This window comes from Nonomuraea sp. NPDC059194 (assembly GCF_042754765.1).
Classification (GTDB): domain Bacteria; phylum Actinomycetota; class Actinomycetes; order Streptosporangiales; family Streptosporangiaceae; genus Nonomuraea.
In genome coordinates this window covers 112,063-138,435 of the sequence record NZ_JBHZBH010000020.1, presented here as the reverse complement: position 1 = coordinate 138,435, position 26,373 = coordinate 112,063, and the positions used below count along the sequence as shown (strand labels likewise).

22 protein-coding genes are annotated in these 26,373 nt (G+C 70.1%); 16 read left to right on the top strand and 6 right to left on the bottom strand.

Features of this window, described 5'->3' with window-relative positions; all coding sequences use genetic code 11:
* Nucleotides 1-82 precede the first annotated feature (82 nt).
* Complete coding sequence (locus ACFXJ8_RS24335) at nucleotides 83-448, bottom strand: SgcJ/EcaC family oxidoreductase (protein WP_379646232.1); 366 nt, start codon at nucleotides 446-448, stop codon at nucleotides 83-85.
* A 92-nt stretch (nucleotides 449-540) separates the two neighbouring features.
* Here ACFXJ8_RS24335 and ACFXJ8_RS24330 point away from each other — a divergent pair, with 92 nt between their 5' ends.
* The 3 genes from ACFXJ8_RS24330 to ACFXJ8_RS24320 all read left to right on the top strand — a co-directional run bounded on the left by ACFXJ8_RS24330 (nucleotide 541) and on the right by ACFXJ8_RS24320 (nucleotide 3,313).
* On the top strand, nucleotides 541-1,179 hold the full coding sequence (locus ACFXJ8_RS24330; RefSeq protein ID WP_379646231.1) for a TetR family transcriptional regulator: 639 nt from the start codon (nucleotides 541-543) through the stop codon (nucleotides 1,177-1,179).
* Nucleotides 1,180-1,246: 67 nt separating this feature from the next.
* A complete protein-coding gene (locus ACFXJ8_RS24325) occupies nucleotides 1,247-1,453 on the top strand; it encodes a hypothetical protein (protein ID WP_379646230.1) in 207 nt (68 codons plus the stop codon).
* 522 nt (nucleotides 1,454-1,975) lie between these two features.
* Complete coding sequence (locus ACFXJ8_RS24320; protein WP_379646229.1) at nucleotides 1,976-3,313, top strand: MFS transporter; 1,338 nt, start codon at nucleotides 1,976-1,978, stop codon at nucleotides 3,311-3,313.
* Between the two features lie 512 nt (nucleotides 3,314-3,825).
* Here ACFXJ8_RS24320 and acs read toward each other — a convergent pair.
* On the bottom strand, nucleotides 3,826-5,814 hold the full coding sequence (acs, locus tag ACFXJ8_RS24315; protein WP_379646228.1) for an acetate--CoA ligase: 1,989 nt from the start codon (nucleotides 5,812-5,814) through the stop codon (nucleotides 3,826-3,828).
* A 199-nt stretch (nucleotides 5,815-6,013) separates the two neighbouring features.
* On the opposite strand from acs, the gene ACFXJ8_RS24310 reads away from it, so the two are divergent.
* From ACFXJ8_RS24310 to ACFXJ8_RS24275, 8 genes are all read left to right on the top strand, one after another.
* The gene (locus ACFXJ8_RS24310) at nucleotides 6,014-6,796 is read left to right on the top strand and encodes an oxidoreductase (RefSeq protein WP_379646227.1); all 783 of its coding nucleotides are present in this window, start codon (nucleotides 6,014-6,016) and stop codon (nucleotides 6,794-6,796) included.
* 610 nt (nucleotides 6,797-7,406) lie between these two features.
* Nucleotides 7,407-8,447: a septum site-determining protein Ssd gene (gene ssd, locus ACFXJ8_RS24305; protein ID WP_379646226.1), complete on the top strand. Its 1,041-nt coding sequence runs from the start codon at nucleotides 7,407-7,409 to the stop codon at nucleotides 8,445-8,447.
* Complete coding sequence (locus ACFXJ8_RS24300; protein WP_379646225.1) at nucleotides 8,444-9,628, top strand: TadA family conjugal transfer-associated ATPase; 1,185 nt, start codon at nucleotides 8,444-8,446, stop codon at nucleotides 9,626-9,628. The genes ssd and ACFXJ8_RS24300 overlap by 4 nt, the downstream gene beginning before the upstream one ends.
* A 441-nt stretch (nucleotides 9,629-10,069) precedes the next feature.
* Nucleotides 10,070-10,981: a type II secretion system F family protein gene (locus ACFXJ8_RS24295; protein WP_379646224.1), complete on the top strand. Its 912-nt coding sequence runs from the start codon at nucleotides 10,070-10,072 to the stop codon at nucleotides 10,979-10,981.
* A complete protein-coding gene (locus tag ACFXJ8_RS24290) occupies nucleotides 10,978-11,808 on the top strand; it encodes a type II secretion system F family protein (protein WP_379646223.1) in 831 nt (276 codons plus the stop codon). The genes ACFXJ8_RS24295 and ACFXJ8_RS24290 overlap by 4 nt, the downstream gene beginning before the upstream one ends.
* 199 nt (nucleotides 11,809-12,007) lie before the next feature.
* Nucleotides 12,008-12,256, top strand: a complete 249-nt coding sequence (locus ACFXJ8_RS24285) for a DUF4244 domain-containing protein (RefSeq protein WP_379646222.1) — start codon at nucleotides 12,008-12,010, stop codon at nucleotides 12,254-12,256.
* A 334-nt stretch (nucleotides 12,257-12,590) separates the two neighbouring features.
* Nucleotides 12,591-12,926, top strand: coding sequence for a TadE family type IV pilus minor pilin (locus ACFXJ8_RS24280; RefSeq protein ID WP_379646221.1), 336 nt, complete (start codon nucleotides 12,591-12,593; stop codon nucleotides 12,924-12,926).
* Between the two features lie 125 nt (nucleotides 12,927-13,051).
* On the top strand, nucleotides 13,052-13,978 hold the full coding sequence (locus ACFXJ8_RS24275; RefSeq protein ID WP_379646220.1) for an Rv3654c family TadE-like protein: 927 nt from the start codon (nucleotides 13,052-13,054) through the stop codon (nucleotides 13,976-13,978).
* A gap of 44 nt (nucleotides 13,979-14,022) precedes the next feature.
* On the opposite strand, the gene ACFXJ8_RS24270 is transcribed toward ACFXJ8_RS24275, so the two are convergent.
* From ACFXJ8_RS24270 to ACFXJ8_RS24260, 3 genes are all read right to left on the bottom strand, one after another.
* Complete coding sequence (locus ACFXJ8_RS24270) at nucleotides 14,023-14,706, bottom strand: GAP family protein (RefSeq protein ID WP_379646219.1); 684 nt, start codon at nucleotides 14,704-14,706, stop codon at nucleotides 14,023-14,025.
* A gap of 397 nt (nucleotides 14,707-15,103) precedes the next feature.
* Nucleotides 15,104-15,379, bottom strand: coding sequence for a hypothetical protein (locus ACFXJ8_RS24265; protein WP_379646218.1), 276 nt, complete (start codon nucleotides 15,377-15,379; stop codon nucleotides 15,104-15,106).
* A gap of 146 nt (nucleotides 15,380-15,525) precedes the next feature.
* Nucleotides 15,526-16,065, bottom strand: a complete 540-nt coding sequence (locus ACFXJ8_RS24260; protein ID WP_379646217.1) for a DinB family protein — start codon at nucleotides 16,063-16,065, stop codon at nucleotides 15,526-15,528.
* Nucleotides 16,066-16,619: 554 nt separating this feature from the next.
* Between ACFXJ8_RS24260 and ACFXJ8_RS24255 the strand changes: the two genes are divergently transcribed.
* On the top strand, nucleotides 16,620-18,215 hold the full coding sequence (locus ACFXJ8_RS24255; protein WP_379646216.1) for a hypothetical protein: 1,596 nt from the start codon (nucleotides 16,620-16,622) through the stop codon (nucleotides 18,213-18,215).
* Between the two features lie 336 nt (nucleotides 18,216-18,551).
* Here the strand turns inward: ACFXJ8_RS24255 and ACFXJ8_RS24250 are convergent, their stop codons facing one another.
* Nucleotides 18,552-20,873, bottom strand: a complete 2,322-nt coding sequence (locus ACFXJ8_RS24250) for a DEAD/DEAH box helicase (protein WP_379646215.1) — start codon at nucleotides 20,871-20,873, stop codon at nucleotides 18,552-18,554.
* 398 nt (nucleotides 20,874-21,271) lie between these two features.
* Here ACFXJ8_RS24250 and ACFXJ8_RS24245 point away from each other — a divergent pair, with 398 nt between their 5' ends.
* The 4 genes from ACFXJ8_RS24245 to ACFXJ8_RS24230 all read left to right on the top strand — a co-directional run bounded on the left by ACFXJ8_RS24245 (nucleotide 21,272) and on the right by ACFXJ8_RS24230 (nucleotide 26,136).
* Nucleotides 21,272-21,622 carry an STAS domain-containing protein gene (locus ACFXJ8_RS24245; protein WP_183652283.1) on the top strand — a complete coding sequence of 117 codons (351 nt, stop codon included), beginning with the start codon at nucleotides 21,272-21,274 and terminating at the stop codon, nucleotides 21,620-21,622.
* A 2-nt stretch (nucleotides 21,623-21,624) separates the two neighbouring features.
* The gene (locus ACFXJ8_RS24240; RefSeq protein WP_379646214.1) at nucleotides 21,625-22,050 is read left to right on the top strand and encodes an ATP-binding protein; all 426 of its coding nucleotides are present in this window, start codon (nucleotides 21,625-21,627) and stop codon (nucleotides 22,048-22,050) included.
* A 793-nt stretch (nucleotides 22,051-22,843) separates the two neighbouring features.
* A complete protein-coding gene (locus ACFXJ8_RS24235; protein WP_379646213.1) occupies nucleotides 22,844-25,159 on the top strand; it encodes a sodium-translocating pyrophosphatase in 2,316 nt (771 codons plus the stop codon).
* A 494-nt stretch (nucleotides 25,160-25,653) separates the two neighbouring features.
* On the top strand, nucleotides 25,654-26,136 hold the full coding sequence (locus ACFXJ8_RS24230; protein ID WP_379646212.1) for a SixA phosphatase family protein: 483 nt from the start codon (nucleotides 25,654-25,656) through the stop codon (nucleotides 26,134-26,136).
* Nucleotides 26,137-26,373 lie beyond the last annotated feature (237 nt).

Below are 26,373 nucleotides of genomic sequence, written 5' to 3'. Positions count from 1 at the left end.
GCGGACCTGCCAGCCGCGGCTCAGCAGGTGACGTGCGTGGCGCCGCCTTGCTGGCCGGTGGCGCCGATGACCAGCGCGACACTCATGACCTCACCACCGGGGTGGTCTGGGCCAGCGCGATCCGCCAGGTGCCGTCGTCTTTGACCATCACGAACGTCAGCGCTCCGGTCCGGCCGTCGTTGACGTGCTTGACGAGGTTGGCCAGGGCCACGTCCGGCCGCAGGAACGTGACATCGAGCAGTTCGTTCGTGGTCAGCACATCCTTCAGCGGGGTCGTCAGTGCTTTGGACATGACCTCCTTGACCTGGTCGCGTCCGCGTAGCCGGATGCCGGTGAAGTTGACCAGGGACACCTCCTCGGTCAGCAGTCCGGTGAAACCGGCGACGTCGTTCTGCAGCTCTTCAGCTTCGCGGACGACCTGCTTGATCGCCTCAATCTCAAGGTTCATGTCACCCATCTCCTCAAGTGCCGGAGCGATTCGCTCCGTCAGTTGAGGTTACGGCGGAGCGAATCACTCCGCAACTGATAGAGTCTGTGACGATGACCACACGCAACGACATCGCAGAACGCAACGACCGCGCACTGCTCCAGGCCGCCCGCGACGTACTCGCCGAAGACGGCGCACACGCGTCCGTCGCCGCCATCGCAGCCCGTGCGGGTGTCGGCATCGGAAGCCTCTACCGCCGTTTCAAGACGAAAGAGGAGCTGTTCCAGCAGCTCAGCGTGATGTCCCTCGACCACTGGAACCAAGCGGCCGAGCAGGGACTGGCCGATCCCGATCCGTGGGTGGGACTGACGGCGTTCGTCCGCGGCTGCGCCGAGTTCGGGCAGGGCTCACTGGGCCCCATTGCCGGCACCATCGAGGTGACCCAGGAGATGAGCGCCAAGTCCCGGCGCGGTGATGAGCTGCTCAATGAGCTGGTACGGCGAGCACACCAGTCCGGCGTCCTGCGCGCCGATGTGAGCGCGGTCGACATCTCCCTGCTCATCGAGCAGCTCGGCCGCTCCCCGGTGGTGGAACAGCTTCGCAAGCAGGGCAGGGACGATCTTCTCCCCGCCGCTGCCGAGGCTCGCCGCCGGCTGATCGCGATAGCGCTCGAGGGGCTCCGGCCGGGACATGACCCCTTGCCCGGTTCGCCACCGGACGACGAACTCTTTACAGGCCGCTGGTCGAGCTAGGAGAGCCGCGAACGATTACACAGAGCTACTTTTCCTCTGGTGGTACCGACCCGAGAGGAGGGCCCTCGTGGCGGCCACCGTCGTCGACTGGCTGGAACGCGTCGCGGACGACGCCGAGGCCGCCGCCGCCCTGGCCGCACTCATCCAGGCAGAAGGAGATGTGCACCCCGACGTCACGCTCGCCCCCAGCGCCCGGACCTCAGAGGGCAACGCCCGCTGGCTCCCCTTCGTCCTGCCCGACCTCACCACTCAGGACCGCCCCCTCCGCGCCTAAGGAACGGCACTCCCCCTATTCGCCTTCGTCCTTCTCGTCATCGGACACAGCCGGGTCACGCAGGGGCCGAAGCCCGTCGCGGGGCTGGGAGGCGGTGAAGCTGTAGCGGCCCAACGGGTGATGTGCTTGTGGCCGAGCGGTGAAAGCCGGGCGACGTCCTCATCCAGCACCTGGCGGTCCTTGGGCGGATGCAGGCGGAGGTGCGCGCCGGTGGCGTCGGCGTAGCGGGTGTTCCACCTCGCTCGCACGGGCCAGGTTCGGCGTCTTACTCCCCAGCTCGTAGCGGGCCAGCGCCGACAGTCGGTTCGGTGGCACATGCGCCAGTATCGGTCAGAAACTCCACCGGCACGGCGCGGACGATAGCGACAAACCCAATCAACCAACCCCGACTTCACCAAACCGTAGCCGCGGCGGGCCTCCTGGCAGTCAAGATCCCGGAATACCTCGCTACCCCCATCGGTTAATGTGTGCGCAAATGCGCACATATGCGCACTGGGTTTCGCGCACCGAGAGGGCAGGGTCATGTTCTTCGTCCTACGCAACCGCACCTACCGGCACCTGTTCACCGCGCAGGCCGTCGCCCTGGTAGGCACCGGGCTGGCCACTGTGGCGCTGAGCCTGCTCGCCTACGACCTCGCCGGAGGGAACGATGCCTCAGCGGTGCTCGGCACCGCCATGGCCATCAAAATGGTCGCCTACGTCGGCATCGCCCCGATGATCGGCGCGATTGCCGACCGCATCCCGCGCCGGACCCTGATGGTGGCCACCGACCTCATCCGCGCCGGCGTCGCGCTCGCCCTGCCGTTCGTCACCGAGGTATGGCATGTCTACGTCCTGATCTTCCTGCTGCAGGCCGCCTCGGCAGCCTTCACCCCGACCTTCCAGGCGACCATCCCCGAAGTGCTCCCGGCCGAGCGCGACTACACCCGGGCACTGTCGATGTCCCGGCTCGCCTATGACCTGGAAAGCCTGTTCAGCCCGGTTCTCGCCGCCGCACTGCTCACCCAGATCAGCTACAACTGGCTGTTCCTGGGAACCGTTCTCGGATTCCTCGCCTCCGCGGCACTCGTCGTATCCGTCGTCCTCCCCAAGCCGACACCGGTTCAGCGCAGCGGCGGCGCCTTCGCCAAAGCCGGCTACGGCATCCGGCTGTTCGGAACCACCCCGCAACTGCGCGCCCTGCTCGCCCTGAACCTGGCCGTCGCAGCCGCCGGCGCCATGGTCATCGTCAACACCGTGGTCCTGGTCCGCGATCACCTGGACCGCGCCGCCGGCGACGTCTCATTCGCGCTGGGCGCGTTCGGCGCCGGGTCGATGGCCGTGGCCCTGCTGCTTCCCCGAATGCTGGAGAGGTTCAGCGACCGGACGGCGATGCTGCCCGCCGCTTTCGTTCTCATCATGGTCCTTGCCGTACTCACCGCCGGCCTGGCCGCGGGCGTCCGGTCCTGGCCGTCGCTGCTGATCGCGTGGGCAGTGCTGGGTGCCGCCACCTCTGCGGTGCTGACCCCGATCGGCCGCCTGATCCGACGCTCGGTATCGCCTGCCGACCTCCCTGCCGCCTTCGCCGCACAGTTCTCCCTCTCCCACGCCGCCTGGTTGCTCACCTACCCGCTCGCCGGATGGCTGGCTTCTGGAGCCGGAATGACCACGGCTGCCGGAGTGCTCACCGCGATCGGGTTCACCGCCGCCGCGGCGGCCTGGGCACTGTGGCCGGCCGACACGACAGCCCGGTCCGCCACTATCCGCACCATCGCGCGTGACCATCAGCCCACCCGAGACGGCCATGGCGCCGTTGCCGCCCGCCCGTATGCGATGGCGACGACGAGCCACGAAGAGAGAACGGATCAGATGGCGGCCTGAAGCACGGCCGCGCAGTGCAACCGCCCAGCCAGATCGCTGAAGTTCACGGCGATCTGGCTTCGGTGGCTCGGCGATCGCGGAGCTCGCTGTTCAACGGGCTTGGTGCGAGCGCACACCCGGCGCCCCTACCGCGGAGACCTGCTGCAGTTCGTCGCCCACCACGGCAGCGAGATCGCCGAGCTGACCGCGACGCCGATCCGGGCCTACCCGGCCGAGATCGCCGAGCTGCCGCCGACGTCGCCAAGGTGCTGGCCGCGATCTGCACCCGGCGGCCGCGCAAGGACCTCCCGCTGGACCGGCTGCTGTTCGAGACCGCCTACGTCTGCGGCGCCCGCGCCTTGGAGGTGTGCGGCCTGTACGTCGAAGACCCGGCCCGCGCCGGCTACCCCACTGCTCCGCGCCAGCATCAACGGCGCTGGTGGGCCGCTGTCCCACGCCGCCGCCCACCACCGCTGGCAAACCTACTGCGCCGCCGCCGGAGTCGAAATCGACATCCACCAGCTGCGCTGGGGTCAGTCCTCCGACTTGGCGCTGGGCAGCTTCTCCGAGATCAGGTTCATCACCGTGCTGTCGGCCAGCGTCGTGACGTCGCCGATGCTCCGGTTCTCCGCCACGTCACGCAGCAGTCGCCGCATGATCTTGCCCGACCGCGTCTTCGGCAGTTCGGGCACCACCAGGATCTGGCGCGGCTTGGCGATGGGCCCGAGCGTCTTGGCCACGTGGTTGCGCAGGTCGGCCGCGATGTCGTCGCTCTCCTCCGCGCTGCCCCGCAGGATGACGAACGACACGATCGCCTGCCCCGTCACCGGGTCGGTCGCGCCCACGACCGCCGCCTCGGCGACCTTCGGGTGCGATACCAGCGCCGACTCCACCTCGGTCGTCGAGATATTGTGGCCCGACACGAGCATGACGTCGTCGACCCGGCCGAGCAGCCACAGGTCGCCGTCGTCGTCCTTCTTCGCGCCGTCGCCGGGGAAGTACATGCCCTCGAACCGCGACCAGTAGGTGTCGATGTAGCGCTGGTCGTCACCCCAGATCGTGCGGAGCATCGCGGGCCACGGCTCGCGCACGACGAGGAAGCCGCCGCCGCCGTTCGGGACGCTCTGGCCCTGGTCGTCGACGACGTCGGCGACGATGCCCGGCAGGGGGCGCATCGCCGCGCCCGGCTTGCCGGAGGTCACGCCGGGCAGCGGGCTGATCATGATGGCGCCCGTCTCGGTCTGCCACCAGGTGTCGACGACGGGGCAGCGCTCGCCGCCGATGTGCTCGCGGTACCAGACGTACGCCTCGGGGTTGATCGGCTCGCCGACCGAGCCCAGGATGCGCAGGGACGACATGTCGTACTTGGCGGGGATGTCGTCGCCCCACTTCATGAACGTCCTGATCGCCGTGGGCGCGGTGTAGAGGATCGTGATCTTGTACTTCTGGATGATCTCCCAGAAGCGGCCGCGGTGCGGGGTGTCGGGCGTGCCCTCGTAGATGACGCTGGTCGCGCCGTTGGCGAGCGGGCCGTACACGATGTAGGAGTGTCCGGTCACCCACCCGATGTCGGCCGTGCACCAGTAGATGTCGGTCTCGGGCTTGAGGTCGAAGACGGCATGGTGCGTCCAGGCGGTCTGCGTCAGGTAGCCGCCGGTGGTGTGCAGGATGCCCTTCGGCCGTCCGGTGGTGCCGCTGGTGTAGAGGATGTAGAGCGGGTGCTCGGCGTCGTGCGGCTGCGGCTCGTGCTGGTCGCTCTGCCGTTCGACCAGGTCGTGCCACCAGACGTCGCGCTCCTGCACGGCGACGTCCTGGCCGGTGCGCCGGACCACCAGCACGTGCTCCACGCCGGGGGTCTTGGCGACGGCCTCGTCCACAGTCGGCTTGAGCGCGGACGGCGCGCCGCGGCGGTAACCGCCGTCGGCGGTGATGACGAGCTTGGCGTCGGCGTCCTCGATCCGGCTCTGCAACGCGCTGGCGGAGAAGCCGCCGAAGACCACCGAGTGGACGGCGCCGATGCGGGCGCACGCCAGCATCGCGACGGGCAGCTCGGGGATCATCGGCATGTAGATCGCGACCCGGTCGCCCTCGGTCACGCCCAGCTCGGTGAGGGCGTTGGCGGCCTTGTTGACCTCCCGCTGGAGGTCGGCGTAGGTGATGGTACGGCTGTCGCCCTCGGGCTCGCCTTCCCAGTAGTAGGCGACCTTGTCGCCGTTGCCAGCCTCCACGTGCCTGTCGACGCAGTTGTAGGCGACGTTGAGCTCGCCGCCGATGAACCACTTGGCGAACGGCGGGTTCCATTCGAGCGTGTTGTCCCAGCGCCTGGCCCAGGTCAGCCGGTCGGCGGCGCTCTCCCAGAACGCCAGCCGGTCCGCCTCGGCCTCGGTGTAGGCGGCGGCGGTCACGTTCGCGGCCGCGGCCAGGTCGGCGGGTGGTGCGAACCGCCGGTTCTCCTGCAGCAGGTTGGACAGCGCCTGAGGCTCGGTGCCAGGGTTCTCCGGGGCCACTTCATGCTCCTTCATATGGCCAGATTGAGTGTTGCTGTCCCACTTCACCAGGCAACCCAGGGCCACCACAAGAGGTCTAGACAGGTCTGTACCAAGAGCCTGCCGCTGACCTGGGCCGCTGACAACCGCTATTAAAACGTTGTCATCCTGAAATCTCAGAATTACGGAATGGGCCGAACGAATTGCTGGCTACTGGCGGGTAAGGTCGGATCCTGTGAGTGACCCATTGGCGATCATTGCCGGGCTTCCCGGTGTTCCAGAAGCCGTCGAAGAGGCGCGCGAGGCCGTCGACCGGCTCTACCGGCATCGCGTTCTGCGCCGCCGTAGCCCCGAGGTTTCGGCCGAGGCCGCGCTGCGCGGCGCGCGGGCGTCGGCGGCGCTGTCGGGTGACGACGTGCCGCTGGACGTGCTGCGCAGGGGAGAGGCGTCCTCGCCCGTCGTCCAGGGGGCGCTGAGGGCGTCGGCCGAGCTGGGGAGGCTGGGCTCCACCTGGAGAAGCGCGCCACGGCAGGTGCTCGCCAGGCTCCACACCTTGGCCGCCGTCGGACTCGCCGCCCAGGAGGACCTCGGCCGTCCCCGCCACGGCTCCGCCGACTTCGCACCCGATCCGCTCGGTCTCGGTCCCGTCCCGAGCGTCGAGGAGACCGCGGCCAGGATGGACGCCCTCACCTCGCTCATCGGCAGCCCGACCAAGGCGCCTGCCCTGGTCATGGCCGCGATCGTGCACGCCGAGCTGGCCGTCCTGCGCCCCTTCGGGGTGGCGGACGGCGTGGTCGCGCGCGCGGCCGAGCGGCTGACGCTGGTGGAGTACGGCCTCGACCCCAAGTCGCTGGTCCCTGCCGAGGTCGGGCACCTGGAGCTGCCGTACGCCGAGGGGCTGCGCGCCTACCTGTCGGGCACGTCCGAGGGGGTCTCCGCTTGGGTACGGCAATGTGCCGCCGCGGTGACATGGGGGGTCAAGGAGACGACGGCGATCTGCGAGGCGATGCAGCGCTAGTGCCCAATAGCTGACGGCGCCTCATGAGCGAGACGCCGTCTGCCGGCGCGTCACACCGGGTTACCAAGCGTGCACCTGTATTCGTCGGAGCGGGTCAAGCCCGTCACGACGCGCCTCCCGCGGCTGGTCGCGCGTGGGTGCCCGGCTGACGCACCCGGACATGTCGTCCGTGTCACCTTTCTACGTCGAATCAGGGGCGATGTGAAGCCCTTGGACCAAGACCTTTACCCCGGTCTGGTGATCACGGAGAGTGATCTAGCGGTCTGTAGTCGTTCAACTACGCCCCAAAAAAACTGGCGAAAATTGGAGATTGCTCCTCGACGAAACTCGAGTTGATCGGGCAGCATACGGGGGTATCTCCCGAAACTGGAGCGACTGTGCACGGGATTGCTATGCAAGTCCCTTGCCATGCTCTGGTTAACTGTTGAAAGCTTTCTTCTGAAACGGGACCGGCTCTACCCCCCCGGAGCCGGACCGGTCAGGCGACCCCCGCTCTCCCCCCCGGCGGGGGTCGCCGCTTTTTATCCACAGAATCTCGTTCGGTCCCGCGTGCCGTACGCCTCCTCGCCCATGCTGTGCCTCCGCCCGTCCCCTTCGGCAGGAGGCACCCATGACCCGACCCCTCGTCATCACCGAGGACCGCGAGCTGCTCGACGACCTGGTGCGCGTCGCCGCCGCGGCAGGCTCCCAGCTCGACGTCGCCCACACCCCCGCGCTCGCCCGCCCCTTCTGGGCGCAGGCGCCGATCGTGGTGGTCGGCGACGACCAGGCCGACGCCGTCGCCGCGACCGGCCCACCCCGCAGACCCAGGGTGTTCCTGGCCACCCGGCAGCCCGGCGAACCCGACAGCTGGCGGCGCTGCGTCGCCGTCGGCGGCCACGCGGTGGTCGAGCTGCCCGAAGGCGAGCTGCGGCTGGTGGAGGAGTTCGCCGACGCCCTCGACCCCTCACCGCGGGCGGGAGTCGTCGTCTGCGTCGTCGGCGGCAACGGCGGCTCAGGCGCCAGCCTGCTGTCGGCCTGCCTCGCGCTGGCCGGAGCCCGCCGCAAACTCCGCACGCTGCTGGTCGACGCCGACCCCCTCGGCGGCGGCATCGACGTCCTGCTCGGCCAGGAGGAGTCGCAGGGAGCGCGCTGGGCCGACTTCGTCTCCCGCGAGGGCCGCGTCAGCTCCACGGCGCTGCGGGCCGCGCTGCCCGCCTTCGGCGACCTGACCGTGCTCGCCTTCCACCGGGGCGAGGTCGCCGCCATCCCCGCCGAGGCGATGAGATCGGTGCTGGAGGCGGGCCGGCGCGGCTTCGACCTCGTCGTCGTCGACCTGCCCCGCCACCTCGACCCCGCCGCGGCCGAGGCGCTGAGCAGGGCCTCGGCCACCCTGCTGCTGGTAACCGCCGACGTCAGAGGCGTCCTCGCGGCCGCCCAGGTGCTCGGTGAGGTCAGACGGCACACCGGCGAGGTGAGCATGGTGCTGCGGCCAGGCGTGCTGGAGGAGCCGGTCGTGGCCACCACCCTCGACCTGCCGTGCGCCGGTCACCTCGCCGACCAGCCCCGCCTGGCAGGCGCCCTCAACAAGGGCGACCTGAGCCTCATCGACGGCCGCTCGGTGCTCGGACACTTCTGCGCCACGCTGCTGACCGATCTCATGGCCGCATGAGCGGCGTGTCCCAGGAGCTGGTCGAGGCGGTCAGGGTCCGCCTCGCCCGCGCCGGGGTCGAGCCGAGCGCGGCCCAGGTGGCCGTGGCCCTGCGCGCCGAGAAGTCCGTGTACGGCGACGCCGAGATCCTGGCCGTGGCCCGCGCCCTGTGCGCCGACCTCATCGGCGCGGGGCCGCTGGAGCCGCTGCTGGCCGCGCCCGACGTCACCGACGTCCTGGTCAACGGGCCGCGCGAGGTATGGATCGACGACGGACGCGGGCTGCGCCGCACCACCGTCACCTTCCCCGACGACGGGGCGGTCCGGCGTCTGGCCCAGCGCCTGGCCGCCGCTGCGGGGCGCCGACTCGACGACGCCTCCCCGCACGTCGACGCCCGGCTCGCCGGTGGCGTGCGCCTCCACGCGATCCTGCCGCCCATCGCCGCCGAGGGCACGTGCGTGTCGCTACGGCTGCCGCCCCGCCGTACCTTCACCCTCACCGACCTGGTCGCCGCGGGCACCATCCCGCCGGAGGCGGTCGCCGTCCTGTCGGCCGTCGTCGAGGCCCGGTTGGCCTTCCTGGTCACCGGCGGCACCGGCACCGGCAAGACCACCCTGCTGAGCGCCCTGCTGTCCCTGGCCGATCCCGGCGAACGCCTGCTCCTCGTGGAAGACTCCGCCGAGCTGCGCCCCCTCCACCCCCACGTGGTCCGCCTCGAAACCCGCCCAGCCAACCTGGAGGGCGCCGGCGGCGTCGGCCTGCGCGATCTCGTACGGCAGGCGCTGCGCATGCGGCCCGACCGGCTGGTGGTCGGAGAGGTACGCGGTGCCGAGGTCGTCGACCTGCTCGCCGCCCTCAACACGGGGCACGAGGGCGGCTGCGGCACCCTCCACGCGAACACCGCGGCCGACGTGCCGCCACGGCTGGAGGCGCTGGCCTGCGCGGCGGGGCTCAGCCGCGAGGCGGTCCACAGCCAGCTGGCGGCGGCCCTCGACGTGGTGATCCACCTGTCCCGGCGGCGGTCCGACGGACGGCGACGGGTGTCGGAGATCTGCCTGTTGTCCCGCCGGGAGTCGGGGTTCGTGGAGGGGGACCCGGCGCTGACCTTCGACGACCAGGGGCGCCTTCATATCGGGCCCGCCTTTCCAGCCCTGACCGCCAGAGCCCCCTCCCGGCCCGCGCCTCCTCCGCCCGAGCTTTGACGGCCTCTCAGCGGGTCCGCGTTATCTCCGCCCGAGCCCTAACCGCCTTTCAGCCGCCGCGTTGTCTCCGCCCGAGCCCTAACCGCCTTTCAGCTGCCCCGTTGTCTCCGCCCGAGCTTTGATCGCCTCTCAGCCGCCCAGTCCTCTCCACCCGAGCCCTAACCGCCCCTCAGCCGCCCGCGCCCTGCCCGTCGGAGCCGCGCCTCCCCCGCGCGCGCCTGTCGGGTAGAGCCTCCTCGCCCGCGCCTCGGGACGGTTGGACCCCTGCCCGCCCTGTCCGCCCGCGGGACCCTCTGCCCGCTCCCCGAGAGACCCCTGTCCGCCCGCGGGATCCCCTGCCTGCCCCCTGAGAGACCCGCTGTCCGCCCGCGACCGACAGCCCCAGCCCGCCCACGCACTGACACGCCAGGACCAGCCCGTCCCTCGACTACGGAAATCCACATGACCATCACCGCCGCACTCTGCGGGGCGCTCGCCGTCTGGCTATGGACCGGCCCCACCCACGCCCGGCTCCGCCTCGACCGCCTCTTCGGCGCCCGACCATCACTGCCGTGGCCCTCCTCCTTCTGGGCCAGGGTCAAACGCCCGTCCGCCGCCCGCCAAGCCGAGTCCTGGCGCGTGGCCTCCATCGAGCTGTGCCAAGCGCTCTCCGCCGAGCTGGCCGCCGGCCGTACCCCAGGAGAGGCCCTCACCCGCGCCCTGGCCGCAGTCGACCTCCCCGGCCCGCTGAACCCTCCGGCCTCACCCCCCGGCCCGCTGAGCCCCGTGACCGCACTCTCCGGTCCACTGAGCCCCCAAGCCGCACTCTCCGACCCGCTGAGCCCCGCGATCACGCGCCCCCGCCTGCTGAGCTATAGGGGCGCGCTCCCCGGCGCGCTGAGCCCCGTGACCACGCTCCCTGGCTCGCTCAACCCCATGGCCGCACTCTCCAGCCCGCTGAGCCCCCTGGTGGCAGCCGCGCGGGACGGTGGCGACGTCGCGGCGGCCCTTCGCGAGGTGGCCCCGAAGCAAGGCGGCGAAGGACTGCGACGGCTGGCCGCCTGCTGGGAAGTCAGCGTGTCAGTGGGCGCGGGCCTGTCCGGGCTGGTCGACCGCGTCGGCAGCTCGCTGCGCGCCGCTCAGTCCCACCGAGGCGAGGTGTCCGCCCAGCTCGCCGGCCCCCGAGCCACCGCCAGGATGCTCGCCGCCCTGCCCGCGCTCGGTCTCCTCATGGCCGCGGGCCTGGGCATGAACCCGCTGGGCTTCCTGTTCGGCAGCCTCCCGGGACTGGGCTGTCTGATCGTCGGCGTGGCCCTCGACGCCTGCGGACTGTGGTGGACCCATCGGATGTCGTCCCGAGCGGAGTCCGCGTGATCGTCGCGATCGCCTGCGCTTTCCTGGCGGTCTGGCTGTCGTTCCCCTCGCGAACCCCGGCAGACCGCCTCGCCGCTCTCCGCCCCGCCATCCCACTCGATCGCCTGGCCACCTCACCAGACGGCCTGGCCACCTCACCAGATGGCCCCGCTGCCTCACTCGGTGGCAGACCGCATCCCTCGGCCGCCGACTGGTTTCCCCGGCATGCCGTCGCCGCGAGACGACGTCCCGGTCGCCGGGCCATCATGTCCGGCTGCGGCGTCGCGGTCATCACCATGCTGCTGGTCGGCGGTGTCGCGGGCGTCATGGCGGGCCCGGTCGTCGGGGCGCTGGCCACCGTACTCGTCCACAAACAGGCGGCAGACCAGTCCCGTGGTGACCGCGAGCGCATCACGGCCGACCTGCCGTTCGCGATGGACCTGATGGTGGCCTGCCTCCAGGCGGGCCAGCCCGTCAGCGCCGCCACCGAGATCGCCGCCACGGCCGTCGGCGGGCCCCTCGGACAGCGCCTCGCCTGGGTGAGCGGTCAGCTCCGCCTCGGCGCCGACCCCGAACCCGCCTGGATGGCCCTCGCTCGCGAACCCTCCATGGGACCGCTCGCCCGCGCCATGTCCCGGGCGGCCCAGAGCGGCGCCCCGATTGCCGACGTGCTGACCCGACTCGCGGACGACGCCCGACAAGCCTCCCGTACGGCTTCGCTCGCCGCCGCCCGCAGAGTCGGCGTCCAGGCCGTCGCTCCTCTGGGCCTGTGCTTTCTGCCCGCTTTCGTCCTCCTCGGCGTCATCCCCGTCGTCGCGGGCCTGGCCGCCGGCGTCCTCATCCCCTGAAGACACGGTCAGCGTCAGGCGTGGCCGACCACGGTGTCGGCCACTCGTTGGGCCGAGGTCGTGAAGTTATCCACAACCCCGCCGGTCCTTTTCCTGCTTATCCACAGAACCGCACTCGGCCCCTCCCGACCCCCAACCGCTCAGCGAATCTGGACCCCCGATCGCCGGACTCCACCCGGCCCCACCCTGGGAGGCAACGATGCGACACCCCCGCTCCATCACCCCGTTCGCCAAGCGTGCCCGCGCCGCCGTCCACAGGCTGTGGACCACCCGCACCGCCCAAGCCGCCCGCCTCGGCCTCGACCGCGGCATGTCGACCGCCGAGTACGCCGTCGGCACCATCGCCGCCTGCGGCTTCGCAGCCCTGCTCTTCAAGGTCGTCACCAGCACCGAAGTCCAGGAAATGCTCACCACGCTGGTCAACCGCGCCCTCAACACGGCCGGCTGACCCTCCTCCACACCGCCATGCCTGCCTGACACACCGCCATCTCGGATGAGCCGCCTCGGGGGCCGCAGCTTGAACCCCGGCCCCCGAGATCCCCTTCGTCGTCCACAGCGGAGCCCCACAGATGCCGAGATCGTCGCCCCACCACCACACCATCGCGGGCCGTGCGCTGGTCGCGTGCTCGCCGGGGCTCGCGTCGCGTGGCCCGTCTATGAGCTCGGGACCCGATTGTCCAGCCGACGCACGATCCGCTCGGCCTGCGGCCCGGCCGATGGCCAGTACCGCACCAAGCCACGCCAGCCCGCCACCCGCACCGAGTCCACGTTCAAGAGGCTCCGTGACAGCGGAGACCGCCGCGGTACTGCCAGCCCTCATGGTCGTCCTGGCCGCTGCCTTGTGGGCGGTCACCGTGGTCAACACCCACCTGCGCTGCGTCGACGCCGCGCGCACAGGTGCCCGAGCCGCCGCCCGAGGAGAACCACTCGCCCAAGTCCGCGAGCGCACCAAGGCAATCGCTCCCCGGGGCGCCCACATAGACATCACCAGAGGTGCCGAGGTCACCCGCGTCGACATCACGACTCAGGCTCGCCCGTCCTGGGCCTCCGCACTGCCGCCCGTGGAGGTCAAAGCCTCAGCGGTCACGGCAACAGAACCCGGCGCCGCCCAACCCTGACCGCACACCAACGCCCCCAGACACCCGCACAACCACCGGCACCTCGAGCGGTGGACGGACGACGAGTTCGACAGATCCACTGTGCGTTCCCAGCGCTCGGACCAGGCCCGAGGGAGAAGAGCAGCATGAGATGCCCAACCGCAGTCTGCGGTCCAAGAAGACCACCCGCCCCGCTCGCAGGGCCAGCCGTACCGTCTGGCACTCGGCGGCGGCTTCTCCAACGTGAGGTCGCACCGCCAGCGACGCCAGTCGACTCTCATCGGCCATCCGCCCCGCGTGACCTCGAACGCCCATCCGTAGCGCATGGTGTCCGACGGCAGCTTCCGCCAGAGGAACCGCCATCGACGTCGCTGGACCCTCGTCGACCACCCGCGCCGCATGACACCGAACGGCGGGCCGTATCGGGTGGCGCTTGGTGGTGGCTTCTGGCACGTGGCGTTGAACGACGAGCGGCGTCGATTGACACTCAGCGACCGCCGGCGCGCCATGAGCGACCCACGCCACGTGGCCCTCGACGGCGGGGAGTCGTCGAACGGTCCCCGGCGTCTCGTGGCAGCCGGCGAGCCGCCATACCGCCGGACAGGGGTTCCGCGACGTTGTGGTGTGTGGCCCTGTCGGCGGTGCTGTTCACGGTCGCGACGGCCTTCGCGTTGCTCGGGACGGTTCGAGTCGCCCACCATCGCGCACAGAGCACAGCGGACCTGAGCGCCCTCGTGGCCGCCAGATGGGCGCTCGCCTCCCCCGAGAACGCGTGTGAACGCGCATCCCGCCTGGCCGTCCAGAACGGTGCCCGGCTGGTCCGCTGCGCTCTCACCGAGGCAACGGCCGACGTGACGGTCGCTGTCGGACTCTCACTCCCCGGAGTCGGCGAACGCACCGTCCATGCACGCGCTCGCGCCGGTCCAGCCGCCGCAACCCCTGCGCTGCCCACACCCTCAAGGCGGCAAACAGCCCCAGCCCCGGAGTCAAGTCCGCAGACAGCCCCAGCCCCGGAGTCAAGTCCGCAGACAGCCCCAGCCCGGGAATCAAGTCCGCGAACACCCAGCCCCTGAGTGGCCATGGTCGCTCGCCGCACGATAGCCGAGCGGGCTGGGCGTCAGCGGAAGAACAAATACACCGCCGCATCACGAGCCAGGAGGAAGCCCACGATGGCGAGGGCCCAGCTGACAGCCGATGCCGAATGCTTGGCCATCCAGGCGCGCAATCGCTCCAGCTTGGGCTCCAGCCACCCTCTCGCGACGCCGCGGAGCCCGACGAGCACGAGCGGCGGCAAGATCATGATGAGCACGTACGCCACGAGGAGCGGCACCCACTGCGCGACAGGCAGGCTCGAGGTCGTCATCATTCCGATGGCGGCGAGGTACGGCACCATGGTCGCCACCTCGAGCAGCCCTGCGGTGAGCCCGAGCATCACCATCACCCGCGGCCCGCCGATGCGCGGCTCGAAGCGGTGCTCGGGCTTGCCGAGCTTCCTACGCCGCTTGGGGTCGAACCGGAAGCTCAACGCGAACAGGCCGACTCCGAGGGCGAGCTGAATCATGTAGGCGGTACGGCTGCGCAGCACATCACCGAAGTTCTCCAGCAATGTGGACAGGCCCAGCATGAGCGCCACACCGACCAGAAAATAGAAGATCGCGACAGTGGCGAGATAGACCATCAGGCGCGACACCTGTGACCGCTGGGAGGACAGCAACAGGAAGATGGGGATGCCGAGGGTGCCGAAGCTCGTGCTGTCGACGATCGCCAGCGCGGCGAGGGTCAGCAACAGGGCGATTGTCATGATGCGATCCTTCAGGCGGGAGGACCGGCTGGCCTCCTCCCGCGGACCCAACGCTGTGTACACCTTTGTGCCCACTCGACGGTGCTCGCTCGGCGGTGCTCGCTCGGCGGTGGTGGCTCGGCGGTGGTGGCTCGACGGTGCTCGCCCGACGGTGTTCGCCCGACGGTGTTCGTCCGTCGGTATTCGTTCGATGGCGCTCGTGCGTCGGTGTTCGTCCGACGGCGCTCATCCGATGGTCGGGTGTGGTGCTCCAAGACCAGTCGAGTGCCGTCCGCTTTGTCGGTGGCGATCTCGACGACGCCCTCGGCCGTCAGGTCGGTACCCTCGACGCGCTGGTGGTAGACCACCAGGTTCGGCTGGCGAGGCCGCTCGAAGGTGAGACCGCAGTCAGTGATGGTCAGCATGCCCACCCCGAGATCCTTGTCTTTCCTGGCGTGTACTTGCTCATCTCGTCACTCATGGCCAGGCCGAACTGGGCGTACCTGATGTCGTTCGCGTTGCTGATGCCGATGGCGTCGCGGTAGGTGGCGCGCTCGTACGGCTGGGGGGCCTTCGACTTCAGCCAGCGCACCCTCGCGGTCTCGGCAGCGAACACGAGGTCACTCGGACGCAGGGGGATCGTGGTCGTCGGCCGAGGAAGGTCGGGGTCGCCCGGATGCTTGAAGAAGCGCACGGCGATGATCTGACAGGTCTGCCATAAGCGGGCTTCGAAGGGGCTGAATACGCTCCAGTTCACCATGTTGATCATTAAGACAGGTGGGTTGCTGTACGGCGGCGACACCGACTCCTGAGGGCTTAACCACCCAGCAACGAGGGCGGCTACTCCCCGGTTAGTCCGTCCACCGACTCTCGGAGGAGGTCGGCGTGGCCGTTGTGCCGGGCGTACTCCTCGATCATGTGGACGAGGATCCACCGCAGGCTAGGGGCTCGACCGTCGGGCCAGGTGCGCCGGGCGGGCCGTTCCAGGCCGCCGTCGGCCAGCGCCTCCGCGACCAGGGTGCGGGAGCGGGCCACGGCTTCCCGCCAGAGGGCATGAAGTTGCTCGGGTGTGTCCTCGGCGGCCGAGTTCCAGTCCCAGTCGGGGTCGGCCTTCCAGTCCACGGTGTCCCATGGGGGCTGCCGGTTTCGATCGTGCAGCCATCGGGAGAACCAGCTGTCCTCGACGTACGCCAGGTGCTTGAGCATCCCGCCGAGGGTCATCGACGAGGCGCCGACGGTCGCTCGAAGGCCGGACGCGTCCAGACCCGCGCACTTCCACGCCAGGGTGGCGCGCTGGTAGTCCAGGAAGCCCAGGAGGGTGGCGGCCTCGTCCGAGGCAAGAGGAGGCTCCGGTCGGCCCTGCTCGTCCAGGTCGGTCATGGGCGGTGATTGTAGGCGGTGAAGAGACCGATGGCACTGCCATGCAAGCGACCGCTGTCCGAGCCCCTGTCAATTCTCAACCCGACCCCATCGAGGGACCCTCGTCGCGACGGAGACCCGTGAGCAAGACACCGCGATCAAGCCTGCTGGCGGGGGTGCACAGCCGTCGGGGAGGCTCGCCGAGACCGTCCCCCTTCAGCTCGCCGATGTGCCCTCTGGTGAGGTCGGGGCGGCGGCTCAAGTCGCTGAACCTGGGGGAGTCGCGATATCGACGGTGGTGACGGGAGAGGCCAGAGGGGCAATGTCGCAATCGAATCACGACTTCTTGGACGGCGTGTCCAAGAGCGGGAATTCTCCCATAAGGTCGCGCTTACTTCGGTCCATGCCGTCTGGTGGTGAGGTCTGTAATATCGCGGACCTTTCTCGCTAGGCTGCACGACACCGTCGAGGCTGACGGTTGCGGATTCGAGGAACTGGCACTTCCGGTCGCCGTTTGGTCGCTCGTCGGGGGCGAGGGGTCGGGCGGTGCGAGGCTCTCGATGAAGGGAAGCGTCGTGACGGCACTTCGCAGGCTGATGGCCGCAGGCGTGGTGATGCCGATCGTGATCGGAGCCGCGGTGTTCGGCGTGGCGACGCCGGCGCAGGCCCGAGCGGATATCGACATGCCGTCACGGGTGACGACGAACGCGCCCGTCACCATCCAGGGCACCGTCGACCTGGCCTTCGACGCCATCCTCTACGTCGACGGCACCGAGGTCGCCAAGGGCAACCAGCGCGTCACCTACACCTGGAACCCCGCCGAGCACGCCAACGGCAGCTACCAGGTCCGGCTGGTCCAGAAGGGCAAGCTGCTCGGCGGCAAGTGGGACGAGAGCACCTCGACGTTGCGCCAGGCGATCCCCGCCGAGCCGCCGTCGGGGGTGGCCGCCACGCTGTCGGGTGGCGACAAGATCGTGGTGACGTGGAGCAAGGGGTCCGAGCCCGACCTTCAGTCCTACGAGATCTCCACCAGCCAGTCGGGTTCGGTGGGCAAGGTGTCGGCCGACAGCGCGTGCCCGGGCGGCTCGTGCAAGGCGACGCTCGCCGTACCGGGCAAGGCCGCAGGCCAGCAGGTGGGCTTCACGGTCAAGGCCTACAGGAGCGACGGCGAGGGCGGGATGCTCGGCTCGGGCAACTCGAACACGGCCTACGTGAACATCCCCGCGCCGTCCCCACCCGCGCAGCCGAAGGCGGCGCAGACCAAGCAGGCGCAGACGGGCGGCACCGAGCAGGCCAAGAAGACGCGGACGGGCGTGGAGCCGCTGCCGTCGATCCCGCCGAAGAAGCGGGTGACGCCGACGGTCAAACCGCAGCAGACCGTGCCGAAGAGCGTGAGCAAGATGCCCGCGCTGCCCGCCACGGAAACGGACAAGAAGGGCGAGTACCGGCTCCCCACGGCCAAGCCGAAGAAGGCGGACGATGAGGTGCTGGTGCCGTCCGCCGAGGATGAGCCAGCGAAGGAGTCCGAGGCGGCGACGGTCGACACGGGTGTCAAGGCGCAGTCGTCCGAGTCGTCGATCGGCAACATCGGACAGTACGGGATCTATGTGGCAGGCGGCCTCCTTCTCCTGCTGCTGGCCGCGCACGGCGGCGCGTGGGCGCGCAGGCGAGCGCTCGCCTCCGCGGGCGGTGGTCCGCAGGCCGCGCCCGTGCCGCCGACGGCCGACGCGCCGCAGCCTGGCGACAGCATCCCGCCGACCGCCGCCGCGCCGCGCCGACCTGCCGTGGTGCTGGCGGTGGCCAAGACCCGCAAGCCCCAGCCGCACGTTCCCGAGCAGCCGGGGCCGGAGAGCGCGGGGTTGCGGCTGCCGATGTATGTGAGCGCGGAGGAGGCGAAGCAGGCCGAGCCTCCGGTACGGCCCGAGCCGATCCGCCTCGCGCTGCCCAGCTCGGCGGTGACGACCGTGGCGGCCGAGCCTGAGATCCCGCCGGTACGGCCGACGGCGGCCCGGATCGAGGACCGCTGGGACGACTACCTGCCACCGGCGCCGCGCTCGATGGAGGACAGCGGGTTCTGGGAGCGTCCGCAGCCCGGGGCGGGCGACTTCTGGGCGGCGGACGACGACGAGGCGGCATACATCGGGCGGCGCCACCTGGGCGGCGAGAGCTGACCCACCACCTGTCGGTACGGCCCGCGTCCTCCGGTGTCTGGTGAGGCGTGTGCCATCCGGTTCGGGTGCGGCCCACGTCCTCCGGTCCTGGGTGCGTCCCGCGCCCCGACCTCGGGTGTGGCGCGCGCGTCCTCTGTTGTCGGATGCGGTACGCGCTCCGGTCACGGGTGTGGCGCGCGTCCTCCGGTCACGGGTGTGGCCCGTGTCCGTTCGATCTTGCGTACGGCTTGCTTTTCCTTGAGTTCGTCCGGTGCGGCTCGCGGTCCCATGACCTCGGGTGCGGCCCGCGATCCAGTACGGCCCGTGTCTTCCGGACGAGCCGTATCACAGGTGGGGTCAAGGTTCGGTGGTGAGGAGGGTGTCGAGGAGGCGGATGGCGCCGGCCTTGTCGAGCGGCTCGTTGCCGTTGCCGCACTTGGGCGACTGGATGCACGAGGGGCACCCCCGCTCGCACTCGCACGACGCGATCGCCTCGCGGGTCGCGGTGAGCCAGTCGGTGGCGCGGGCGTAGCCGCGTTCGGCGAACCCCGCTCCGCCCTCGTGCCCGTCATACACGAACACTGTCAGCAGCCCCGTGTCGGCGTGCAGCTCGGTGGACACGCCGCCGATGTCCCAGCGGTCGCAGGTGGCGAACAGGGGGAGCAACCCGATCGAGGCGTGTTCGGCCGCGTGTGCAGCGCCGCCGAGGTCGATGCCCTCCTCGGCCAGCGGGGCCACCTGGGAGGCGGGCAGAGTCCACCAGACGGCGCGGGTGCGCAGCGTGCGTGGCGGCAGGTCGAGCGGTTCGTCGCCGAGCATCTCGCCGGTCTGGAGGCGGCGCTTGAGATAGGAGACGACCTGGCGGGTGACCTCGACCTCGCCGAAGTTCAGGCGGGCCGTACCGAGGTCGTGGGAGCGGAGGGTGGACAGCACGGAGATGTCGGTGACATCGCGGGCGAACGTGCTGTATTCCGGCTCGGCGGACGACACCAGGGCGATGCCCGCCTCCAGGTCGAGGAGTTCGACGAGGAACGTCTCGCCCTGGTGCAGGTAGACGGCGCCGGTGTGGACGGTGGAGTGCGCGGAGGGCTCGTCGACGGTGCCGAGCAGGCGTCCCGTGGACGACTCCACGACCTGGACGGGCGCGCCACCTGAGCCGCGGATGTCGGCGAGGTCGGTGGCGCGTTCGCGGCGGGTCCAGAAATATCCGGCGGGACGCTGCCGGAGCATGCCCTGCTCGACGAGGTCGGCCGCCAGGCTCTCGGCGGTCGGGCCGAACAGCGAGAGGTCGTCGTCGGTGAGGGGGATCTCGGCGGCGGCGGCGCACAGGTGCGGGCCGAGGACGTAGGGGTTGTCGGGGTCGAGCACGATCGCCTCCACCGGGCGGCCGAACAGCGCCTCGGGGTGGTGGACGAGGTAGGTGTCGAGAGGGTCGTCGCGGGCGATGAGGACGGCGAGCGCGTCCTGGCCGGCGCGTCCTGCCCTGCCCGCCTGCTGCCAGAGGGAGGCCCTGGTGCCCGGCCAGCCCGCGATCAGGACCGCGTCGAGGCCGGAGACGTCGACGCCGAGTTCGAGGGCGTTGGTGGTGGCCAGGCCGAGGAGCTCGCCGGTGCGCAGGGCCTTCTCCAGGACCCTGCGGTCCTCCGAGAGGTAACCGGCGCGGTAGGCGGCGACCCGGTCGGCGAGAGTGCCCTTCGGAGCGCGCGGGCTGGTCCCGTCGTCGGCCGCGGGAGAGGGAGCCGGTACGGCGGAGCCGGACGGGGCGGGGGCGGAGGACGGCGCGGAGCCGGGCGGCGGGACGGCGGACGAGGCGGAATCGCACGGTGCGGCGGCGGATGGCGTGGGGTCCCCGAGGCCGGTGTCCTCCGCGATCGTGTGTTGGGGTTCCGATCGCGTGAGGTCGGTCGGGAGGGGGAAGGTGTGGGCGAAGTGGCGGGGGGTGCCGAAGGTGACGTCCTCCAGCCGGGCCCGGGCCGTCAACGCCACCGTCTCGGCTCCCCGGCGCGACCGGACGAAGGCGAGTGTCCTGACCTCCGCCAGCACCAGGTCCGCCAGCAGGTCGGCCGTCTCGGCCGCGGCCGTCCGCCGTACGGGAGCCCCGCCCTCGCCCCGCAGGTCGGTCAGGGGCGGCTCCCACAGCGCGAACGTGGTCGCACCCTTGGGAGAGGCGTCAGAGGTCACCTCGTCCATCTCAAGGCCGGTCAGCCGGGTCCCGAACGCTGCGGGCTCGCTGGCCGTGGCGGAGGCCAGCACGAACACCGGCGTCGTGCCGTACCGCGAACACACCCTGCGCAGCCTGCGCAGGATCTGCGCCACGTGGGAGCCGAAGACCCCGCGGTAGCCGTGGCACTCGTCCACGACGACCAGCCGCAGCCGCCGGAAGAACGACGACCAGCGCGAATGCTGCGGCAGCAGGGCACGGTGCAACATGTCGGGATTGGTGAGGACGTAGTTGGCGTGCTGGCGCACCCACGCCCGCTCCTCGAACGGGGTGTCGCCGTCGAAGGTCGCCGCGCGGAGCTGGGCGATCCGCAGCTCCCTCAGTCCGCGCAGCTGGTCGGCCGCGAGCGCCTTGGTGGGGGTGAGGTAGAGGATCGTGCCGCCCTCGATGGCGGCCGTGACGGCGGGAGCGAGGTAGGCGAGCGACTTGCCCGACGCCGTGCCTGTGGAAATGATCACGTTTCGGCCACGACGTGCCAGATCGGCGGCCTCATATTGGTGCGACCAAAGCCCCGAGATCCCCTGGTTCGCCAAGCGCGTAATCAGAAGGTCATGAACCCACTCCGGCCAGCGAACATTACCCGCCTGACGTGCAGGAACGTGCTCCACATGGGTGACCCGATCATGGCGTGCGGGAACGCCGAGCAGGTGATGGAGGAGTGGACCGACTCGGTGTGGGGAGGAAGCGGAGGAACTCACTGGTTTCCAGTCTGACATCCATGGGCAAAGTGGCCGGGAATCGTGATTTCGTATAGACACAAGCAGCGACCGTGGTTGAATGCCGCGCGTCGGGGTCGGGCAGTTCCACACTGCCAGGCCCGCAAGGGTACTTTCGCAGGCGAGGCGCTGGAGGATCTGTGGATCTGAAGTTGGATCACCACCAGGACGACCGACTCACCATCGTTGAGGTCGAGGGTGAGATCGATGTCTACACCGCGCCAAGGCTGCGTGAGCTTCTGATCGACCTGGTGAACAAGGGGAGCTACCACCTCCTCGTGAACATGGAGAAGGTCGACTTCCTCGACTCGACGGGGCTGGGCGTCCTGGTCGGCGGGCTCAAGCGGGTTCGGGCGCACGACGGCTCCCTCGAGCTGGTGTGCACGCAGGAGCGCATCCTGAAGATCTTCAGGATCACCGGTCTGACCAAGGTGTTCGGCATCTACGCTTCGGTCGACGAGGCCAAGGAAGCTCACGGCCGAGACAAGTAGTCATGGCTACCGTCGAGCTGACGTTCAGCGCTCTCCCCGCGCACGTGCGGACCGCACGGCTGGTCGCCACGGCGATCGCCCGCCGCACGGGCGTGGAGGAGTCGCTTCTTGACGAGGTCAGGCTCGCCGTCGGTGAGGCATGCTCCCGGGCCGTGGAGGCGCACCGCGCCCACTGCCCGGGGGAGCCGATCCGCATCGAGCTCAAGGACGACTCGGGGCGGTTCGAGGTCACGGTCAGCGATCAGGCCCCGAGCGACGAGATCAAACAGGAGCAGCCGCTCGACCTCGGGTCGCTGTCCGATTCCTTCATGTCCGGCTTCGGGATCGCGGTGATCGCGGGCCTCGCCGACGACGTCGAGGTCTTCCCCAGCCCCAAGGGCATGCGCATCCGCATGAGCTGGCCCGCCCCCAGCCGTGTCAGTCCCTGAGGGATTGTTCGGTGTGGGCTGGCCGTATCCCGGGGGTGCGGGTTTGCTCCGGTGTGCAGGTCGGTCTTCTGTACGGCAAGCCGGTCTGGCCCCACCCGATGCGCGGGGCGGGCGTCCCTCCAGGGAGACGCTCCTCCAGCGCGCGGGGCTGGGCACCGTGACGCGGCAGGCGACCACGTTCCCAGCCTGGCCGCCTGACCGCGCGGCTGGCCTGACAGCATGCCCGGCCCGACCGCCTAACCGCGTGCCCGGCCTGGCCGCCTGACCGTAGGAGTAAGCCCTTCGGGCCGCATGCCGTCCGTTCGGGCCGCATGCCGTTCGGGCCGCATGCCGTTCGGGCCGCATGTCCTTCGGGCTGCATGCCGTCCGGACCAGGTGCCCGCACGGCCGCATGCTCCTCCGGTCGCGTGGAGCGCGAGCGGATGTTCGGTCCGGCCACATGCGGAACTCGACCGCGTGTTCGCTCGGACCCTGCCGTAGTCGGTCTGCCTGTATTTCGGTCTGGTCATAATTGGTGCTCGGCGGTGGCCGTAACCGACACGAAATTCTTCCCTGTCAATACCAAATCGGCCCACTGTCAGGGACTTAGTGGACGCGCCGATAATTGGCGACCCCAAGAGCCTTCATATCCGCGGAACCCGTGCGTAGACTCCCGGCACCGGCCAAGGTGATCCGGCACAACAGCGGGACTCAACCGGAAGCGGCAGCCCATAACCCGGACGCCGCTGACCAGGCCCTCCGCATACCGCAGCGCCGTCCGGGCAGGACGTACCCGTCTTGCCGAGGAGAACGGATGTCTAGCCTCTATCTGGCCGCCGAGCCAGCCTCAGCGCTGTCCCTGAGCGGAAACAACATCACCATCGTCGTCGTGGTCGCCGCCGTGGCCCTGATCGCGCTAGCCGTGGCCGGCGGCCTCGTGCGCGAGGTCCTGGCCGCCGACCAGGGCACCGAACGCATGCAGAACATCGCGCGCGCCGTACAGGAAGGCGCGGCGGCGTATCTCACCCGTCAGTTCAGGACACTCGCGATCTTCGTGATCCTGATTCCGATCGTGCTCTGGTTCCTTCCTGGAGCGACCGATGTGAAAATCGGGCGCTCCATCTTTTTCATCGTCGGCGCGGGCTTTTCCGCGTTGACCGGTTTCATGGGCATGTGGCTGGCCGTACGAGGAAATGTGCGCGTCGCCGCTGCCGCCCGCACGTCCGGTGAGAAGAAGGCGATGCGCATCGCCTTCCGCACCGGTGGTGTGGCGGGCATGTTCACCGTCGGCCTCGGCCTGCTGGGCGCGGCGGTCGTCGTCCTGCTGTACCAGGGCGACGCGCCCGGCGTGCTCGAAGGCTTCGGCTTCGGCGCGGCGCTGCTCGCGATGTTCATGCGAGTCGGCGGCGGCATCTTCACCAAGGCCGCCGACGTCGGCGCCGACCTGGTCGGCAAGGTCGAGCAGGGCATTCCCGAGGACGACCCGCGCAACGCGGCGACGATCGCCGACAACGTGGGCGACAACGTCGGCGACTGCGCGGGCATGGCGGCCGACCTGTTCGAGTCCTACGCGGTCATGCTGGTGGCCAGCCTCATCCTGGGCAAGGTCGCCTTCGGCGAGCAGGGCCTGATCTTCCCGCTCATCGTCCCGATGATCGGTGTCGTCACCGCCATCATCGGCATCTTCGTCACCGGCCTGCGCGACAAGGACCGCAACGGCATGGCGGCCATCAACCGCAGCTTCTTCATCTCCGCCGCGATCTCCGCGGTGCTGGTGGCGGGCGCGGCCTACTGGTACCTGCCGGCCACCTTCAGCGAGCTGTCGGGCGCGACGGTGCAGTCCGACGCCAACCCGCGGATCATCGCGATCGGCGCGGTGCTGATCGGCCTGGTGCTGGCCAGCGCCATCCAGATCCTCACCGGCTACTTCACCGAGACCAACAGGCGCCCGGTGAAGGAGATCGGCGAGAGCTCGCTCACCGGCCCTGCGACGGTCATCCTGTCCGGTATCAGCGTCGGCCTCGAGTCGGCGGTCTACTCGGCGTTGATCATCGGTGGTGCGGTCTACGGCGCGTTCCTGCTGGGCTTCGGCAACGTGACGATCGCGCTGTTCGCGGTCGCGCTGGCGGGCACCGGCCTGCTGACCACGGTGGGCGTCATCGTCTCCATGGACACCTTCGGCCCCGTCTCCGACAACGCGCAGGGCATCGCCGAGATGTCGGGCGACGTCGACGGGGAGGGCGCACGCGTCCTGACCAGCCTCGACGCGGTCGGCAACACCACCAAGGCCATCACCAAGGGCATCGCGATCGCCACGGCCGTGCTGGCGGCGACCGCGCTGTTCGGCGCGTTCCGCACCGCCGTCGAGGCCGAGCTGGCGACGGCCAGCGCGTCGGTCAAGAGCGCGCTCGGCGCGTTCCAGACCTTCGACCTCGGCATCGACCAGCCGAACGTCCTGGTCGGTCTGGTGATCGGCGCCGCCGTCGTGTTCCTGTTCTCCGGACTGGCGATCATGGCGGTGGGCCGGGCGGCGATGCGCGTGGTGTTCGAGGTGCGCGACCAGTTCCGCAACAACCCGGGCATCATGGACGGCAGCGTCAAGCCCGAGTACGGCCGCGTCGTCGACATCTGCACCCGCGACTCGCTGCGCGAGCTGGCCACGCCCGGCCTGCTGGCCGTGATGACGCCGATCGCGGTCGGCTTCGCCTTCGGGTACGCGCCGCTGGGCGCGTTCCTGGCGGGCGCGATCGCGTGCGGCACGCTGATGGCGGTCTTCCTCGCCAACTCCGGTGGTGCGTGGGACAACGCCAAGAAGCTGGTCGAGGACGGGCACCACGGCGGCAAGGGCTCCGAGGCGCACGCGGCGACCGTCATCGGCGACACCGTCGGCGACCCGTTCAAGGACACGGCCGGTCCCGCGATCAACCCGCTGATCAAGGTGATGAACCTGGTGGCGCTGCTGATCGCACCCGCCGTGGTGGTCTACGCGGACAACGTCGCCCTCCGGATCGGCGTCACGGCGGTGGCCGTGGTCGTCGTGGTGGTGGCGATCGTCATCTCCAAGCGTCGAAGGGTGAGCGTCGCGCCCGCGGAGAGCACCCCGAAGAAGGCGGAGACCGTCAGGTCCTGACCCGTCGCTCTGGTACGGCCCGCGCCCTCCGTTGGCGCGGGCCGTCCCCATGTCCGGGACCCGCCCGGCGGGAGGCGGTCACGGGCGAGCTGGGCTCGGGCGGGAGGCGCGTGTCCTGCCAGAGGGTCGGTGTCCGGGTGGGGCGGGAAGCGGCTGCCGTGCCCGCGGTCTGTGCCTGGGACGGCGGGAGGCGCATGCTGTCCCGAGGGTCGGTGTTCCGGATGGGGGGAGCCGGGTGCAGTGGCCGAAGGTCGGTCCCCGGTTGGGCGGGCGGCGGGCGCCGTACCCGGCGGTCGGTGATTGGGGGTTTTGCGGGAAGGTCGCCGTGGGAAGGGTGTTTGCGGGGGCGCGCCTTCGAGGTGGAAGACTGGGAGGCATGGGAGAGCCTGCCAACTCCGGCGCGAAGGCGCTGGTGATCATCCTGCTCGCCATGCTGGCGATCCTCGCGGTCATCGCCGGTCTGGCCGTGTGGGCGTCGAACGGAGGCTGAGCGAGTGCGCACGCTGATCGTGCTGCGGCACGCCAAAGCCGTCCACGTGCCGGGGCTGGCCGACCGCGAGCGTTCCCTCACCGACAGGGGTGAGCGCGACGCCGTCAGGGCGGGCGAGGCGGTCAAGGCGCTCGGCCTGGCTCCCGAGCTGGTCCTGTGCTCACCCGCACGCCGTACCACCAGGACGGCCGAGCTCGCCTTCCCCACGGTGGAGACCAGCTTCGAGGGCGACATCTACGGGGCCTATCCCGAAGACCTCTACGAGCTGATCCGCCGCCTCGACCCCGACGTCGAGACGCTGGTCCTGTGCGGGCACAATCCCTCCGTGCACGAGATGGCGATGAGCCTGACCGGCGGCGACTTCACCTTCAAACCGGGCGCGTTCGCCGTAGTCGAGGTCGACGCGCCGTGGGTGGAGCTGTGGCCAGGGGAGGGACGCCTGGTCACCCACTGGGACCCCAAGGAGCAGTCGGCTTCTCGGCCGTGAACGACCGAGCGTGCGGCTCATCGCCGTCGATGGATTCGACGGGTCAGGCCGCGTCGTCGGCAGCGTGACTCACCGATCACCTGCTGGGCGATCCGTGCGCCCAGCCAGCTCGCGTTCCTTGAACGTCGCGTAGATGTGCTTACGCAGGGCGTATTTGCGAGTGGTGCCGGTGGCAAGCGCGGTTTGCGAGGCGAGGTTGGCGGCTTGGTTGACCGCGTGCGGGGTCGCCTCCCGCGC